This is a genomic window from Mycobacterium sp. E1715, assembly GCF_001667625.1.
In the GTDB taxonomy this organism is placed as follows: domain Bacteria; phylum Actinomycetota; class Actinomycetes; order Mycobacteriales; family Mycobacteriaceae; genus Mycobacterium.
This window is the reverse complement of record NZ_LZJJ01000276.1, coordinates 1-14,687: the sequence shown is the minus strand read 5'-3', so window position 1 is coordinate 14,687 and position 14,687 is coordinate 1. Positions and strand designations below refer to the sequence as shown.

Annotated in this window: 15 protein-coding genes; 3 read left to right on the top strand and 12 right to left on the bottom strand. The window is 66.3% G+C overall.

Annotated features, from left to right (window positions below; translation table 11 throughout):
* The 5 genes from A9X03_RS14240 to A9X03_RS14220 form a co-directional block, all read right to left on the bottom strand.
* Positions 1-572 (bottom strand): CoA transferase (locus A9X03_RS14240; protein ID WP_197696080.1); only part of this gene is annotated, 572 nt, incomplete at its 3' end.
* Complete coding sequence (locus A9X03_RS14235) at positions 569-1,651, bottom strand: acyl-CoA dehydrogenase family protein (protein ID WP_068261593.1); 1,083 nt, start codon at positions 1,649-1,651, stop codon at positions 569-571. The genes A9X03_RS14240 and A9X03_RS14235, both read right to left, overlap by 4 nt.
* Positions 1,641-2,834 carry an acyl-CoA dehydrogenase family protein gene (locus tag A9X03_RS14230; protein ID WP_067755169.1) on the bottom strand — a complete coding sequence of 398 codons (1,194 nt, stop codon included), beginning with the start codon at positions 2,832-2,834 and terminating at the stop codon, positions 1,641-1,643. Before A9X03_RS14230 ends, A9X03_RS14235 begins: the two co-directional genes overlap by 11 nt.
* Positions 2,831-4,141 carry an amidohydrolase family protein gene (locus A9X03_RS14225; RefSeq protein WP_082950438.1) on the bottom strand — a complete coding sequence of 437 codons (1,311 nt, stop codon included), beginning with the start codon at positions 4,139-4,141 and terminating at the stop codon, positions 2,831-2,833. The genes A9X03_RS14230 and A9X03_RS14225 overlap by 4 nt, the downstream gene beginning before the upstream one ends.
* A gap of 42 nt (positions 4,142-4,183) precedes the next feature.
* Entirely contained in the window at positions 4,184-4,615 is a 432-nt protein-coding gene (locus tag A9X03_RS14220) for an SRPBCC family protein (protein ID WP_067784296.1), read from the bottom strand.
* Between the two features lie 76 nt (positions 4,616-4,691).
* Between A9X03_RS14220 and A9X03_RS14215 the strand changes: the two genes are divergently transcribed.
* From A9X03_RS14215 to A9X03_RS14205, 3 genes are all read left to right on the top strand, one after another.
* Positions 4,692-5,588, top strand: a complete 897-nt coding sequence (locus tag A9X03_RS14215) for an enoyl-CoA hydratase/isomerase family protein (protein ID WP_067784295.1) — start codon at positions 4,692-4,694, stop codon at positions 5,586-5,588.
* A 78-nt stretch (positions 5,589-5,666) separates the two neighbouring features.
* Positions 5,667-6,578 carry an SDR family NAD(P)-dependent oxidoreductase gene (locus A9X03_RS14210; RefSeq protein ID WP_231965165.1) on the top strand — a complete coding sequence of 304 codons (912 nt, stop codon included), beginning with the start codon at positions 5,667-5,669 and terminating at the stop codon, positions 6,576-6,578.
* Between the two features lie 19 nt (positions 6,579-6,597).
* On the top strand, positions 6,598-8,037 hold the full coding sequence (locus A9X03_RS14205) for an aromatic ring-hydroxylating dioxygenase subunit alpha (protein WP_067755178.1): 1,440 nt from the start codon (positions 6,598-6,600) through the stop codon (positions 8,035-8,037).
* 192 nt (positions 8,038-8,229) lie between these two features.
* On the opposite strand, the gene A9X03_RS14200 is transcribed toward A9X03_RS14205, so the two are convergent.
* The 7 genes from A9X03_RS14200 to A9X03_RS14170 form a co-directional block, all read right to left on the bottom strand.
* Positions 8,230-9,135 (bottom strand): NAD(P)-dependent oxidoreductase, encoded by a 906-nt coding sequence (locus A9X03_RS14200; RefSeq protein ID WP_082970986.1) that lies wholly within the window; start codon positions 9,133-9,135, stop codon positions 8,230-8,232.
* Positions 9,128-9,319 carry a ferredoxin gene (locus A9X03_RS14195; RefSeq protein WP_067755181.1) on the bottom strand — a complete coding sequence of 64 codons (192 nt, stop codon included), beginning with the start codon at positions 9,317-9,319 and terminating at the stop codon, positions 9,128-9,130. Before A9X03_RS14195 ends, A9X03_RS14200 begins: the two co-directional genes overlap by 8 nt.
* A complete protein-coding gene (locus tag A9X03_RS14190; protein WP_082950440.1) occupies positions 9,316-10,563 on the bottom strand; it encodes a cytochrome P450 in 1,248 nt (415 codons plus the stop codon). The genes A9X03_RS14195 and A9X03_RS14190 overlap by 4 nt, the downstream gene beginning before the upstream one ends.
* Positions 10,535-11,737 carry an acyl-CoA dehydrogenase family protein gene (locus A9X03_RS14185; RefSeq protein WP_067782543.1) on the bottom strand — a complete coding sequence of 401 codons (1,203 nt, stop codon included), beginning with the start codon at positions 11,735-11,737 and terminating at the stop codon, positions 10,535-10,537. The genes A9X03_RS14190 and A9X03_RS14185 overlap by 29 nt, the downstream gene beginning before the upstream one ends.
* Positions 11,734-12,759, bottom strand: a complete 1,026-nt coding sequence (locus A9X03_RS29250; protein WP_067782539.1) for an acyl-CoA dehydrogenase — start codon at positions 12,757-12,759, stop codon at positions 11,734-11,736. The genes A9X03_RS14185 and A9X03_RS29250 overlap by 4 nt, the downstream gene beginning before the upstream one ends.
* A gap of 11 nt (positions 12,760-12,770) precedes the next feature.
* Positions 12,771-13,790, bottom strand: coding sequence for an amidohydrolase family protein (locus A9X03_RS14175; protein ID WP_197499080.1), 1,020 nt, complete (start codon positions 13,788-13,790; stop codon positions 12,771-12,773).
* 85 nt (positions 13,791-13,875) lie between these two features.
* A partial coding sequence (locus A9X03_RS14170; protein WP_156736761.1) for an amidohydrolase family protein occupies positions 13,876-14,687 on the bottom strand: 812 nt, incomplete at its 5' end.

Here is a 14,687-nt window from a genome sequence, read left to right as displayed (position 1 = left end):
GAGGAACGCGCTCCGTCGAGCGGGGTGGTGAACTGATCGCCCAAGCGACCGGTGGCATGCTCGCTACGATCGAGGCCGTGCAGGGCCGCCAGCGCCGTCACCGCGCCCGCCGCCTTGAGCGCGACATAGCCAGGGGCGGGCACCGGCGTCCCGTCAGAGCCCTCGATCGTAGCGAGCATGCCACCGGTCGCTTGGGCGATCAGTTCACCACCCCGCTCGACGGAGCGCGGTCCGGTCAGGCCGAATGGGCTGACGCTCACCACCACGGCGTTTCTGGCCTGCGGCGGGTCGATCGCGGCGTCGTGGTCGACGATCACGATGTCGTGTGCGTCGATCAATGCCGATGTGTCGCTTGGTGATCGCAGAATTCGCTTGCCACGATCTAGAACCACGTCAACCAGTGGCACCGACGCGGCGCCAACCGCGATCATCGGCCCTACCCGGGACGGCGAGAAACCGCCGCAGAGCTTACTCACCTCGGCGCCGAGGTTCGCCAGCAGCGACGTGGCCGCCGCAGCGGCGATCCCGTCGCCGACCTGAAGGACTTTGACACCCGAGAGGAACGAGTTCACCCGTCACCTCCCGGCTGCTCCACCGGATAGCGCCCCGTGAGCCAGCGCGTCACGATGTCGCGGTGGTGCGCGCGCTGACCGAGACTTCCCGCGGCACTGGCCGCCCGGCGGAGATGAACGTGGGCATCGTGCTCCCACGTGTACGCGATGCCGCCGAACACCTGAGTGGCGCCCTCGGGCACGGTACGCAGCGCGTCGATACCCCAGTAGGCGGCGAGGGAGCCCAGCGCGGGGGCCTCGGGATGCCCGTGTTGGCAAGCGTCGGAGGCACGATTGACGAGCGCCCGCCCGATCTCGATCGCGCACCGCTGATCGACCAGGCGGTGCTTGATCGCCTGGAAGGCGCCGATCGGGCGGCCGAACGCGACGCGCAGCTTCGCGTACTCGGTTGCGGCCTCGTTGGCGGCCGCCGCAATGCCAACCAACTCGGCCACCCGGCCGATCAGGCCGCGCAGCGCGGCTTCACCGTGGCGGCGCACCGCATCCGGCCCGGTCTCGAGGACCTGAATCGGCGTATCGCTCAGCGTGATTCGTGCGCCGGGGTTGTGATCCAGGGGCGTCACCGGCTCGCGCACCACGCCCGCCTCCGCCGGGTCGACAACCCCGAGCACGGCGGACTCTCCGTCGCCCGCGCAGACCAACAATTTGGTTGCGACCGCACCGAACGGCACGAGCGGCCACACTCCGGAGACGCCCGCCGCGGTGCGCTCTCCGCGCTCGGGCAACAGCAGGGGAATCCCGTCGGCGCAGCGGTTCTCGCACCATCCCGTGGCCGCCGCCATCGCAAGCGGGGCAGGGGCCGACGCCGCGCCGGCGGCCTCGGCCAGCACGCACAGATCACGGAGCCCGCCCCCTCCGCCCCCGGCGGCCTCGCTGACCAAGACGTCGGCCCACCCGGCCTCGACGATCGTCTGCCACAGCTTCGGGTCGAACACCGGGCCGGGGCCATCGAGCAGGCTCCGAAAAGAGCTGGCAGACCACACCTTTCGGAGGGCGTCATCGGCCGACGCCCGCAACTGCTCGAGTTCGGCCGCGCTGCGTGCGAGTTCGTTCAGCGACGACGGGCCATCAGGGGTCACGCGGCAGTCCCAGCAGCTTCTCGGCGATCACGTTGCGCTGGACCTCGGACGTGCCCGCACCGAAGGTCGCCGCCCGCATCAGCAGGTAGCTCCGTGCGACGTTCCCGTTGTTCGTCGCCCCCGCCGAGCCGCGCTCCAGGGTGCCACCCGGCCCGGTGAGTTCCAGCCCGAAATTGGCCATCTCCTGATCGACTTCCGACGTCAGCAGCTTGGCCACCGACGCCTCGGGCCCGGGACTGACGCCGCGGACGCCGGCGGCCGTCGCCTGGGCCGAGATCTGACGCAGCGCCTCCACCCGCGCGGCGAAACCGACGATCCGATCGGCCACGTAGCCGTCGCCGCAGCCCTGGTGCCCCAGCGCTCCTTGCTCCTGCGCCATCTTGATCAGAATCGCCAGCCGCCGTTCGATCCGATGGGTGCGGCTCTGTCCGACGCGCTCGTAGCCCAGCGTGGATTTGGCCACCCGCCAACCGCCGTGCAGTGGGCCGAGCACGTTGTCGAGCGGCACCCGCACCGAATCGAAGAACACCTCGTTGAACTCGGCCTGCCCGGTGATCTGGCGGATCGGGCGCACCTCGATCCCGCTGGTGCGTAGGGGTACGAGGATGTAGCTGATTCCTTGGTGCTTGTCCGCCGTGGGATCCGTGCGTGCCAGGATGTAGATCCAGTCGGCGTATTGCGCCTTGGACGTCCAGACCTTCTGCCCGGTGATGACCAGCTCTTCGCCGTGGATCTCGGCCCTGGTCTTCAGGGCGGCGAGATCACTGCCCGCGTCGGGTTCGCTGAATCCCTGACACCACACCTCGTCGCCCGAAAGGATTTTCGGCAGATAGCGTTGGCGTTGCTCGTCGGTACCCCACTGAATGATCGTGGGGCCGAGCTGATTGACGGCGCTGCGGTTGATGGGCTCTGGAGCGTGCGCGGCGGCCATCTCGGCGTTGAAGATGAGCTGTTGCACCGGAGTGGCCGCGCGACCACCGAATTCGGACGGCCATGAGATCGCCGCCAAGTCCGCGTCGTGAAGACGCCTCTGCCACAGGCGCATTCGGCTCAATCGATCCATCTCGTCGCGGCCCTGGACGCGCACGTCCGAGGTCAATGCCGTTGCAAGAAACCCGCGCACCTCGTCGCGGAACTGCCGATCGGCCCCGGTGAGGACGACCCCGTAATCCGGTTCGGTCACGCCCCACCGCGAAGGATCGACGCCATCCGTACCTTCATGTCGCCGTACGTGATCGCGGTAGCGCCCGCCCTGGGCGCGCGGCCGGCGTCCACCTTGGGCGCCGACAGATCCAGGCCGGCAATTCTTTCCCGCAGCGCCGCGACGGTGCAGTGTTCCCTGCCCCGTCGCTCGACGCCGGTGTAGCCGAAGGCGCGGGCCGCATTACGCCAGGTGATCGCCTCGACCTCGTCGGGTGTGCAGCCCTCCAACTGGGCGGCGAGCTGCTCGGGCGCGTCCGGCCAGCTGCTGTCCGAGTGCGGGTAGTCCATCTCCCAGCAGATGGTGTCCACTCCGATGCGCTCCCGCATCTCGATGCCGACCCGGTCGCGGATGAAGCACGACATGAAGTTGCGGCGATACACGTCGCTGGGGCTCAGCCCGTCACCCAAATCGTCTCCCGTCCAGGCCCGCTGTCGCGAGTAGATGTCCTCGAATCGCTCCAGCAGGAACGGAATCCATCCGATGCCGCCCTCCGACAGCGAGAACTTGATGGACGGGAACTTCTTCACAATGGGTGAGAACAACAGGTCGGCAACGAAGCGCTGGGTGTCGATCGGCAGCATCGAGTTGTACGCCAGATAGGTGGTCAGGTCCGACGGCACCGGCAATCCGCCGCCCGTGCCGATGTGGATGTTCACGACCGTGTTCTCTGTGCAGATCGCCTCCCACAGCGGATCCCAGTGCGGATCCTGCCAGGGCGGCTGCCCGTAGCTCCCGATGTGCTGTGGAGCCGTCACCGCGCGACAGCCGCGCCCCGCCAGGCGCCGCACTTCGGCCGCGGCCAGGCTCGCGTCCCACAACGGCAGGATCCCCATCGGGATGAACCGGTCGGGATGCCGCCCGCACCAGTCCTCGATGTGCCAGTCGTTGTAGGCGCGCACCATCGCCTCGGACACGTCGCGGTCCCCGCGGTAGGTGAACAGCGCGCCCGAGATGGTCGGGAACGACGGGAAGCACAGCGACGCAAGGACCCCCGAGGCGTCCATGTCGTTCACCCGTGCGTCGACGTCGTAACACCCCGACCTCATGTCGCTGAATCGCGACGGCTCGAATCCCCATTCGTCGTTGGGCCGGCCCACAACGGCGTTGAGCCCGATGTTCGGCAGCTGCAGACCGTCGTACACCCAGAAACACATGCCGTCGGCGTCCTCGACGATGCGCGGTGCGTCGTCGGCGAAACGGCTTGGCACCCGGCCGTTGAACATGTCGGGTGGTTCCACGGTGTGGTCATCGACGCTGATCAGTACCAGATCGAGAGGATCAATCACTCGAACAATCCTAAACTAATAGACACTTTCTGTCTAAGTGTTCTATCCGGACTCTCTCGCTTGGGCGAAGTCCTGCACCCAGCCCGCCATCAGGCCGTAAACGGCCTCCATGGCATCGCGCGCGGCGGCGTCGTCACCGATGGGCTCGTAGTCGATGTCCCAGACCACGATTGATTCTCCGCCGGCATCCGCGCTCTCGGTCACGGTGTTGACCGCCACGAAGCGGCTGACCGGCATCGGATTGTTGGTGATCTCGTACGACAGCGCACGCTCGTCCGGCTTGATCCAGATCAGGGTCTCGATGACCGGCTTCTCGGTGCTCGCTGCGATGAACCGCCGCATGCCGGGTCCTTCGCCCTCGACCCTGACATCGCTGGGTCCGGGGATCCAGTCGACGTTACCGAAGTCGGCGAGAACGGCCCACACCGCGTCCGGTGACACGGCGAGCCGCTTGGTGACCGTGAATGTTGGCATTCGCCGACCGTATCACCCGATGTGACAATTGATCGACTAGTGTACTTATGTACTGCCAACGCGCGAAGGAGGGCTGATGGCCACCGACTCCGCCGCTGGAGGCGAATTCGAGGTCGATGAGGACTGGGTCCGCTATGAGGTTGTCGAACCGCACATCGCGCAGATCACCATCAACCGGCCCGAACGGCGCAACGCCATCCTGTCTCCGGGCATGCATCGACTCTTCAAGGAGCGGCTGGACCGCGCCGAGGACGATGACCAGGTCAAGGCCGTCGTGTTGCTGGCCGAAGGCAAGGACTTCTGTAGCGGCGACGACGTGCGCCGGCTCCCGGTGGAAGAAGCGGGACTGCGCAAGGGCGAGCGACTGCCGCAGACCGCGCGCCTGGGCAACGCCCGGCGGCTGCACCGGCACCTCACCAATTGGCTGGAGTTCCCGAAGACGGTGATCGCCGGCTGTCAGGGTGCCACGCTGGGCGCCGGGATGAATCTGGCCCTGGCCGCCGACATTCTGGTCGTCTCGGATGACATGTACGTTGCCCGCCCTCAGGCGCGCATTGGGTTCGCCGGGTTCTCCACGGCCATGCCGCTCGCGTTGCTCAAGATGGGACCCAACCGCGGCTACGAGGCGATGATCACCGGCCGCAAGGTGTCCGCGCACGAACTACGCGAGTGGGGCGTAGCCGCGTCGGTGGTGCCCGCCGAGCGGCTCCGCGACGAAGCGTTGCGCTATGCCCGCGCGATCGCTCACCACTCGGCCGACGGCCTGATGGTGGGAAAGCACGCTCTGATCGCGTTTTGGCACGCCGTCGGGATGGCGCAGTTCGGGGACTGGGTCCCGATGGGCCACACGGTGTTCAGCAACCTCGTGTGGCGCGACGACGAGTTCAACTTCATGAAGGAACGCAGTACCCGCGGCGGCCGGGAGGCGATGGCCGAGTTGGAACGCCGCTATGCCGAGTGGGGGTTCGAGTAGGCGATGGCTAAACAGCTATACAGATATTGTTTGTATGTTCTGTATGCTCGTCTTTGACGCGAGGCCACGAGGAGTTGGATGACGATGGGTGTGTTGGACGGACGGACCGCGTTGGTGACGGGGGCCGGGCGGGGAATCGGCGCCGCGGTGGCAGAGGGCTTGGCCGCCGAGGGCGCGACGGTCCTGGTCTCCGATGCGGGCGTCGGCGTCGACGGGACCGGACACGACTCCGGTCCGGCCGAAAGCGTCGCGGCGGCGATAACGAGCCGTGGCGGCAAGGCATTCGCCGACACCACCGACATCACCGACTTCGCCGCGTGCGCGGATCTCATCGGCCGGGCCGCCGAGACGCTCGGCGGCTTGGACGTCGTGGTGAACGCGGCGGGGATCCTTCGCGACGGCATGGTCTTCAAGATGAGCGAGCAGGACTGGGACGCGGTGGTGTCGGTGCACCTCAAAGGGACGTTCAACGTCACGCGCCACGCGGCGGCCTGGTGGCGGGAGAACCGCGGCGGGCAGTACCGGCTGATCACCTTCACATCCATGTCGGGCTTGCAGGGCGCGCCGAGCCAGCCGAACTATGCCGCCGCCAAGATGGGCATCGTCGGCCTGACCTTCTCGTGCGCCAACGCGCTGCGCAACTACGGGGTGCGCTGCAACGCCGTTGCGCCGATCGCGGGCACCCGGATGACGCAGGGCATCAAGGGCGGCGGCAGCATGGACTACTCGGACTCGAACGTTCGCCTTTCGCCGAAGAATTGCGTGCCGCCGGTCGTGTATCTGGCCAGCGAGCAGTCCGACTGGCTCAACCGGCGCGTGATCTTCGCCGGGAACGGGCGGATCAGCCTGATGTCCAATCCGGTCGTCGAACGCGAGATCGTGTCGGCGTCGGGGACGTGGGACATCCCGACCGCATTCGCCGAGATCGAGACGTCGTTCAAGGAAGCGGTGCTGTATCCCAACATCTTTGACAAGCCACCCTCCAGCTGAGCCGACGAAAAGTGCGACAATGACCGAGCTTGCCACCGAGCGGGTGCCACAAAAGTTCGCCTGCGGCGAGACTTTCGTGCCCAAGAGCCGGTATATCGACCCGGAATTCCTGAACCTCGAGCTGGAGCGATTGTTCACCCGCGTGTGGCAGCCCGCGTGTCGCGTAGAGGAAGTACCGGACGCCGGCTGCTTCTACGAGTACACGATCGGCCGGCAGTCCATTGCCGTGGTGCGCCAGAAGGACGGCAGCATCAAGGCATTCCACAACACCTGCGCCCACCGCGGCATGAAGGTCGTCCGCGGCAGCGGTTGCTCGGCCAACAAAGAGCTGCGCTGCGAATTCCATGGCTGGCGTTATGAATTGGATGGCCGGTCCTCCTTCGTCCCATGTCGCGACGAATTCGCACCGCGCCCCCGCCAGCAGTGGGGCCTGCGTCCCGTCGCGGTTGGGACGTGGGGTGGCTGGGTGTTCGTGAGCATGGCCGAGGACCCGCCGGATCTGCTCGAGTGGCTGGACCCGCTGCCGACCGCGCTGGCTCCATTTCGGTTGCAGGACATGCGCTACCGCTGGCGCAAGCGCACGTTCCTGCCGGCGAACTACAAGACCGTAGTCGACGCTTTCATCGAGGGCTATCACACGCCCGGGACCCATCCGCAGACGATGCGATCGGCGCAGGGCCCGCGGCCGTCTGCGGAGCCCGCAGCGCCGCAAGAATACGTCTACGCTCCCTACACCCCGACCATCACCTATAAGAACCACTCGCGGTTCGTCTACACACAGCGTCCCGAGCATGCCGGCCGCGACAAGGGCCGCCAGGAGCAGGCGGCGCGACCCGAGGTGTTCGCGAATTCGATGAAATACCAATACCTCGAGGTCGGGTCGCTGGTCACCGAGCGAGACTACCGGGCCGCGCAAAAGCTGGCCGCGATGGAGCCCGGCGACGTCCCACCGTTTGTTCTGTACCACCAGATGTGCGAGGAGCTCGCCCGCGCCGAAGGCGTTGACTTCCCGCGGATGTCGATGGAGCAATACTTCGCGGGGAACGGCGACTGGCATGTGTTTCCGACCATGGTGATCCTGGTCGAGAAGTCCTGCCTGCTGGGATACCGCATGTTGCCCGACGCCGAAGACCCGAATCGGTGCACGTTCGAGATGTTCTCGCTGGAGCATTTCGCGCCCGGCGAGGTGCCCGAGACGCAGTGGCAGGTCTTCGAGCGGTGGCAGGACCACGACGGCTGGGGCGAGCTGCCCTCACAGGACCTGAGGAACATCGGCGCCATCCACGCGGGCATGCACTCGGCCGGGTTCGAGGGACTCTGGCTCAACACCGCCCAGGAGATGTCCATTCGCAACGAGCATGCGATCGCCGACAGGTTTCTTTTCGGTGCGGACCGCGACGGTGTGGATCGCCGCGCTCAGGAGGGCGGTTCCTCCGCGTCGACATCGGAGAAGCGATAGGGGTTCTCGCCATCGGCGGCGGCTCCCAGCCGCATTCATGCGACGACAGCAACACCGCCGACCGTGCAGCCGCCGGTTTCGATCGCCGGGATGGCCTGACGTACAAGCTGGTTGGCGACCCACGTGGAGTTCCCGGTGGGCGCAACGCCAACTTGCCGAATCGGGCTGCGCCAGAAACACGTTGGTGACCGGTCAGAGACCCGTTTCAGTCGGCTCACGCGGATATCCGAAAAGTTGCAGCGCTTCGTCGGCGACTGCGATCAGCGAGCCGGTGGGGGCATCGCGTTCGCCGGTCAGCCGGTCGAAGATTCCGATGTCTTTACGGAGCAGGGGTCCCACCATTGGAGCCAACACCCCGAAGCCACCGACAGCGACGGCGGTGTTCAGCGAAAAGCTGTTGCCGCTGCTGACCGACAAAGCGCGGCCCAGAGCGTGCTCGTCCAGGCCCAACCGAGTGCCGGCAACCATCGCGTCGCGCGCCAGGGCGTAGTGGGCGGCGTGCAGAGTGTTGTTGACGAGTTTGGCGATCAACCCGCTGCCGAGCGGCCCGAGGTGAATCACGTTGCCGCCGAAAGTTTCGAGCTCCGCGCGGCATTTTTCGTAGTTTTCGTCCTCGCCGCCGACGAGGACGGTGAGCTTGCCCTCGGCAGCCGCGAAGCCGCCGCCGCTGACCGGAGCGTCGATCACCCCGACGCCCCGTTCCGCCGCGATCCGCGCAATGTGGTGACAGACCTCCAGGCTGATTGTCGAATGGATGGCCAGCACGGACCCGGGCGACATGCCGGCGAGCACCCCGGATTCGCCCAGGACGACGTCTTGGACCCCTGCATCGTCGACCACACAGATCCCGACCACGTCGCTGTTGGCCCCCAGCTCGGCCCGGGTTTCCGCGAACGTCGCCGCAGAACCGCGATAGGGCTCAAGCGATTCCGCCCGGCGTGCCCACAACGTCGTGGGCACCCCGCAGGCTATGAGCCGATCCGCCATTCCCTTGCCCTGGTCCCCGAGACCGATGAATCCGGCTCGGATCTGCGGACGATCCGACGACGTCGGCGTCGCGGAGTCGGGGCGCGCGGTCGAGCCGGCTTGGTCAGTCATGAAGGGCGATGGCCTCCTCGGGACAGGACCGCACGGCGTCCGTGGCGGAGGGTTCCTCTCCTACTGGCACCTCGGCCGCCAGCAGCACGCTGTGCCCCTCCTCGTCGGCGTCGAACAACGCGGGCGAGAGGCTGTAGCAGCGGCCATGCCCCTGGCAGGCTCCGCTGTCGAGCTCCAGCCTCATCCACGCACCTCCCAACTCAGTGGCAGCGGCCGCGCCAGCCGCACCGGAAGAGCTTCGTATCGCAACGATGAGCCCGGCGTGATCTCGTAATCGGGAATGCGCTTGTGAAATTGGTCGAGTGCCGCCCGCAGCTCCATCCGAGCGAGATGGCTTCCCAGACAACGGTGAAAACCGCTTGCGAACGAGTAGTGCGGATTGGGCCGACGGGTCAGGTCCACTTTGAGAGGATCTTTGAACTTCTCCGGATCCAGGTTGGCAGCGGCCCACAGCACCGTCACCTGCGTTCCTGCGGCCACGGTCGTCTCGCCGACCTGCATGTCCACGGTCGGAGTGCGCGATGCCACCGGCACCGGGGTCTCCCAACGCATCAACTCTTCGATGGCGTCGGGCCACATTTCCGGGTTCGCCACTACCTGACGGCGCTCGTCGGGATGGCGCGCGAGCCAGGACAGGATGCAGGATAGCGACGCCGCTACGGTATCCAGGCCGGCGATCATCAGCAGGAAGCAGATGTCGAGAATGTTCTCGCGGGTCAGTGAGTGGCCGTCGACTTCGGCTGTCATGAAGCGGCCGAGGATGTCGTCCCCGGGTTCGCCGCTCGCTTCGCGTTCGTCGAGAACTTGGTTGAAGTACGCGTAGCACCGTTTGCCCGCCGCCTTGTACCTGGCCTCGCGTTGCGCGACGGTTTCCCCCTCGACGTCGCGCAGCAAATCGTCTTTGTTCTGCAGGAAGTAGTTCAGCTCGGAGAGCGGAATTCCCATGAGGCGCAGGAAAATCGTGGACGGGAGGATCGCGCAGAATTCATCGTAGATGTCAGCGTGGCCGCGTTCGATGAACTTGTCGATCAGCTCGTCGGCGAGCGTTCTTACGTCGGTCTCCAGGTGGGCGATCGCCTTCGCCGAAAAGATCGGGTCAAGCAGTTTGCGGTATTTGGTGTGCTCGGGCCGGTCGATGTCCAGCGGAATCAGCGGGCGATCGGCGCTCTGCGTATTGCCCACTGCCCCCGATCCGCGCACATCGTGGCTGCGGGTCAGAGCGTCGACGCTCTTGGCGGCGCCGACAATGTGATTGCCGTCGATCACGATTATCGGCGCCGATCCGATGCCTGCGTACACTTCCTGTGGTTCGGGGACAGTCAGCATCGCTGCGAAGTCACCCCCGAAGGCCTCGGCGGCTATGCCCTCCGTTACGGCGTCGTCGGACTGTTCGTCGTGGCTAGCCGACAGCGCTGTCGTTTCGCTCATTTTTGTTCCTTCGCGGTGTACTACGGGGAAGTCCCAGGAATCGCTCGGCAATCACGTTTCGCGCCACGTCGGTGGATCCGCCATAGATGCCGGTCCCCGGCGCGAATCGGAATCCCGCTTCGAATGCACCGTCGCCGGCACTCCCCTCCGCCCCGCGCGCCAGAAGGGCTGTCGGGCCGATGAGATCGATCAGCTCCGACGCCGTCTGCACCAGCAGGTCGGAGGACAGGATGCGAGCCGGCGGTCCCGACGCCGAACGCGTCATCTCGACCTTGACGAGCGCTTCGCCGATGCGCTCGGCCACCACGGCGTCGTCGAGCAAGGATGTGCCTGCGGGACCCGGTTGCGTTGCGGCCCAACGAACGAACTCCGCGAGGAGTTTCTCGCACTCGGCCAGGTAGGGCCCCCCGATGGTCGGGTCACTGCCGTCGGCGGAGATGCCGTGTTCCTGGCTCAGCGGCGCGGCGACCACGGTCCAACCCGCGTTGACGTCGCCCAGGCGCCAGCGGTCGTTGACGCGAACATCTTGCAGGTAAACGAAATTGGTACGTTCGCCGCCAAGTGTGCCGATCGGCCGGATCTCCACCCCCGCAGTGTCCAGGGGCAGAAGGAAAACGGTGAGGCCCTTGTGCATGGGCGCCGACGGGTCGGTGCGCGTGAGCAGAAAGCAGTATTGGCTGAACTGGGCACCGGTGGTGAACATCTTCTGTCCGTTGATAACCCATTCGTCGCCATCCCGCTCCGCGCGGGTGCGCACCGCGGCCAAATCCGATCCGCAGTCCGGTTCGGTGTAACCCAGGCAGATGCGAACGGTGCCGTCAGCGACCCGCGGCAGCACCTCGGCCCGGATGTCCGGCGAGCCGAAGATTCGGATGGCGATCGGTGGTAGCAACGTCGTGGAGGCCAGGATGTAGGGCGCGCCGCTGCGCGCCCATTCGGTGGCGACGATGCGCGCCCGCAACGCGTCCAGGCCCGCCCCACCCTCGGACGTCGGCCATTGCGTCGCGACCCATCCCCGCGCCCCCATCGCCAGGTGCAGGCCCTCGTTGAATCCGCCGCCGTGCAGCCGTTCGTCTTCCAGCACCGCCGGGGTGACGTGTTCGCCGAAGAAGGCGCGTGCCCCCTGCCAGAACGTGAGGGTGTCGTCGTCGAGTTCGATGGTCTCGAAATTCACGTGAGCGCATCCTTCAACACATGCGGCGCCCACCGGGCGACGCGTCGCAGAAGGGTGCGACGGTCGCCGACGGCCAGCGCCCAGCCTTTGGCCCGGCGGTAGTAGAGCTGAACGTCGGATTCAAGGGTGAACCCGAAGCCGCCCTGGGTGTGGATGGCGGTGGCCCCGGCTTGCTCGGCGGCGTCACCGGCGGCCAGCACTGCGCACAAGGCCAGCGCACCAACGGATTCGGGTTCATGGTCGCAGAACCAGGCAGCGCGCCACATCAGCCGCCGGGCCGCGCCCACGCTGTTGGCGGCGTCGACCAATGGATGAGCGATGGCTTGAAACGCTCCGATCTGGGTGCCAAAAGCCGTGCGCTCTTTGGCGTATTGCACACCGAGGTCCAGGGCGGCCTGACCCAGCCCGACCAGCGCGGCCGCCGTCAAGACGTGCCATTCCCGTTCAGCTAGGTCCCACTCGTCGGCCGAACCCACCCGTGCGCCACCGGTAACCTCGCGCCAGCCCAGCGGAGCGCACGCCAGATTGGGCTGGGTCGGCGCCGGCGGGCTGGTGACCAGCGTCAGGTTGGCGCCCTGCGGCGCGAGCACGGCCTCTGCGATCGCTCCGGCGGGTGCTAGCCGACGGTCGGCGGTGCCCGGGGCGAGGGTGACAACCGCGCCACGATCGCGCATGGCGGCCAGCAGCCGCGATGACGGGTCGATGCGGGCGAGCGCGCGAGCCGCCGCCAACACCTCGGCCAGGGGTACCGGCGCCGCGCGGCGGCCGGCCTCTTCGAGCACGAACGCCAGCTCGACCAAGCCGGCCCCGTCGCCACCGACCGCTTGGGGCAGCGCCATCTCAACGAGGGCACGTTCCTGGAGCTCGTCCCACAGCGCCGCGTCGAACCCGTCCGGTTCGGCCGAGCGAACCCGTGATGTCGGGATGGTCTTTTCGAAATAGGCCCGGAAGGAATCCCGCAGTGCGGCCTGCTCCTCGCTGAGCGAGTAGTCCTGTTGGCGAAGCGAGAACTCTGCGTTCATCGGACGGCCACTCAGGGGGCGTCCTTCAGGACGCTTTCGTCAAAACCAAATAGCCTGCGTGCATTTCCGCCGATGATGGCCCGCGCACTGTCGATGTCGACGCCGGCGAAGAGCCTGTCGAGGATCTTCTCCGACTCTGGGTATGTGCTCTCGGGGTGGGGATAGTCGTTGCCCCACAACAGGCATTCGGCGCCGGTATCCGCGAGGTTCGTAATCGCGACGGGATCGTCCTGGAAGGTCGAGTGGATCTGATGCCGGATGTAGTGACTGGGCAGTTCGGCAAGTTTCGGTTTGGTCCAGCCGATCTCGTCGTGCGCCTGGTAATAGTAGTCCAGCGTCTGCATCGCCCACGAGATCCAGCCGCCGTTGCACTCGACGAAGACAGCGTGCAGGTCTGGATGCCGCTCCAGGATCCCGCTGCAGCTCAACAAGGCGGCTGCGCGCGGCGCCATCGATTGCGTGGCAAGAAGATTCGCCGTGCCGCTCCCCCACCCTCGATAGAAGATCATGTCGTGGCCGCTGCCCTGATGCATGACGGCCGGCCGGCCCGTCGACGCGATGACGCCCCACAGCGGTTCCCACTCTTTGGAGTTCCACTCCGGCTTGCCGACCAGCGGCAACAGCAGTCCACCCACCGACGGATCGGCAGCCACCCGCTCGACCTCGGCGATGGCCATGTCGGCATTCCAGGTGGGGATCATCATCGCAAGTTTGATCCGGTCGTGTCCCCCGATCTGCTCGCGAATCCAATCGTTGTAGACCTCGCATACCGACTGCCCAGCAAGGGGATTGGCGATGCCCCACGCGTATAGCCCGATGGTGGGAAAGACGATTTCGGCGTTGATGCGGTCGGTCCGCATCATGTCGAGCCGTACGTCGGGCGAGGCCGCCGCCACGCGCTCGGCCTCCTTGGCTGCTGCCTCTTCTGCCGACAGTTCGTTCCAACCGATGGGGCTGCCGTTGACGACCAGGCTCCACCCGCCGGCGTCATTGGCCAGGATGCGGCGCGGGGCGTGATCGCGCAGGTCCACGCTGAGGCGTTCATACCAGAGGTCATGCGGCTCGTCGACGTGCGCATCGGCCGAGATCTTGGGCAGATCGACGGTACTCGTCATATCAGACCTGCACCGTCTCCCGGCCGGCCGCCTCCGCACGGGCCCGGTATTCGGCCTTGCTCACCGTCGACAGGTCGACGTCGGTGGCCCTGGCGCGTAGCGCACCCACCGTCGCGTCTTTCTTCGCGGTGTGTTTGAACGGGTCGAAATCAAAGAAACGACAGCTGTTTTCGTGAGTGATCTTATTGATTTCCTCGTCGGTCGCACCGGCAGCCGTGAACTCGCCGAACAACTGCTCCGGGCCGTTGGGCCAGGTCGAGTCGGTGTGCGGATAGTCGCACTCCCACGCCAGATTGTCGATGCCGATCTCGTTGCGCAGCTTGACGCCAGCCGGGTCGGTGATGAAGCAAGCCAGGACCTGGTCCCGAAATATCCTGCTGGGCATGCGATCCGACCAGTCCTGACCGATCCAGAGTTGATTCTTGGCATGTCGGTCGGCCCTCTCGAGGTAATAGGGGATCCAACCGATGCCGCCCTCGGAAAGGGCGATACGCAGGTCCGGGAATCTGCGCAGGGTACGGCCGAACATGAGGTCCTGCAAGGCCATCAGCGTGAGCTGGGTGGGCAGGATGATGTGATGGTCGATCGGAGCGTCAGGCGCCAGCGTGATCAGGCCGCCACTGGCCCCGATGTGCATGCACAGCACGCTGCCCGTCTCCGACATCGCGGTCAGCATCGGGTCCCAGTGCTCGCTGTGAAAGCTGGGGAAGCCGAAAGCGTGCGGCGCCTCGAGGAAGCTGATGGCCTTGCAGCGTTTGCCGGCCAGACGCCGCACCTCGGCCGCGCACAATTCCGGATCCCACATCGGCACAA

Coding starts and splice junctions, on each gene's coding strand:
- A9X03_RS14220 (WP_067784296.1), bottom strand. CDS start 4,615: ATGCCAACATTCACGGTCACCAAGCGGCTCGCCGTGTCACCGGACGCG.
- A9X03_RS14215 (WP_067784295.1), top strand. CDS start 4,692: ATGGCCACCGACTCCGCCGCTGGAGGCGAATTCGAGGTCGATGAGGAC.
- A9X03_RS14210 (WP_231965165.1), top strand. CDS start 5,667: ATGACGATGGGTGTGTTGGACGGACGGACCGCGTTGGTGACGGGGGCC.
- A9X03_RS14205 (WP_067755178.1), top strand. CDS start 6,598: ATGACCGAGCTTGCCACCGAGCGGGTGCCACAAAAGTTCGCCTGCGGC.
- A9X03_RS14200 (WP_082970986.1), bottom strand. CDS start 9,135: ATGACTGACCAAGCCGGCTCGACCGCGCGCCCCGACTCCGCGACGCCG.
- A9X03_RS14195 (WP_067755181.1), bottom strand. CDS start 9,319: ATGAGGCTGGAGCTCGACAGCGGAGCCTGCCAGGGGCATGGCCGCTGC.
- A9X03_RS14190 (WP_082950440.1), bottom strand. CDS start 10,563: ATGAGCGAAACGACAGCGCTGTCGGCTAGCCACGACGAACAGTCCGAC.
- A9X03_RS29250 (WP_067782539.1), bottom strand. CDS start 12,759: ATGAACGCAGAGTTCTCGCTTCGCCAACAGGACTACTCGCTCAGCGAG.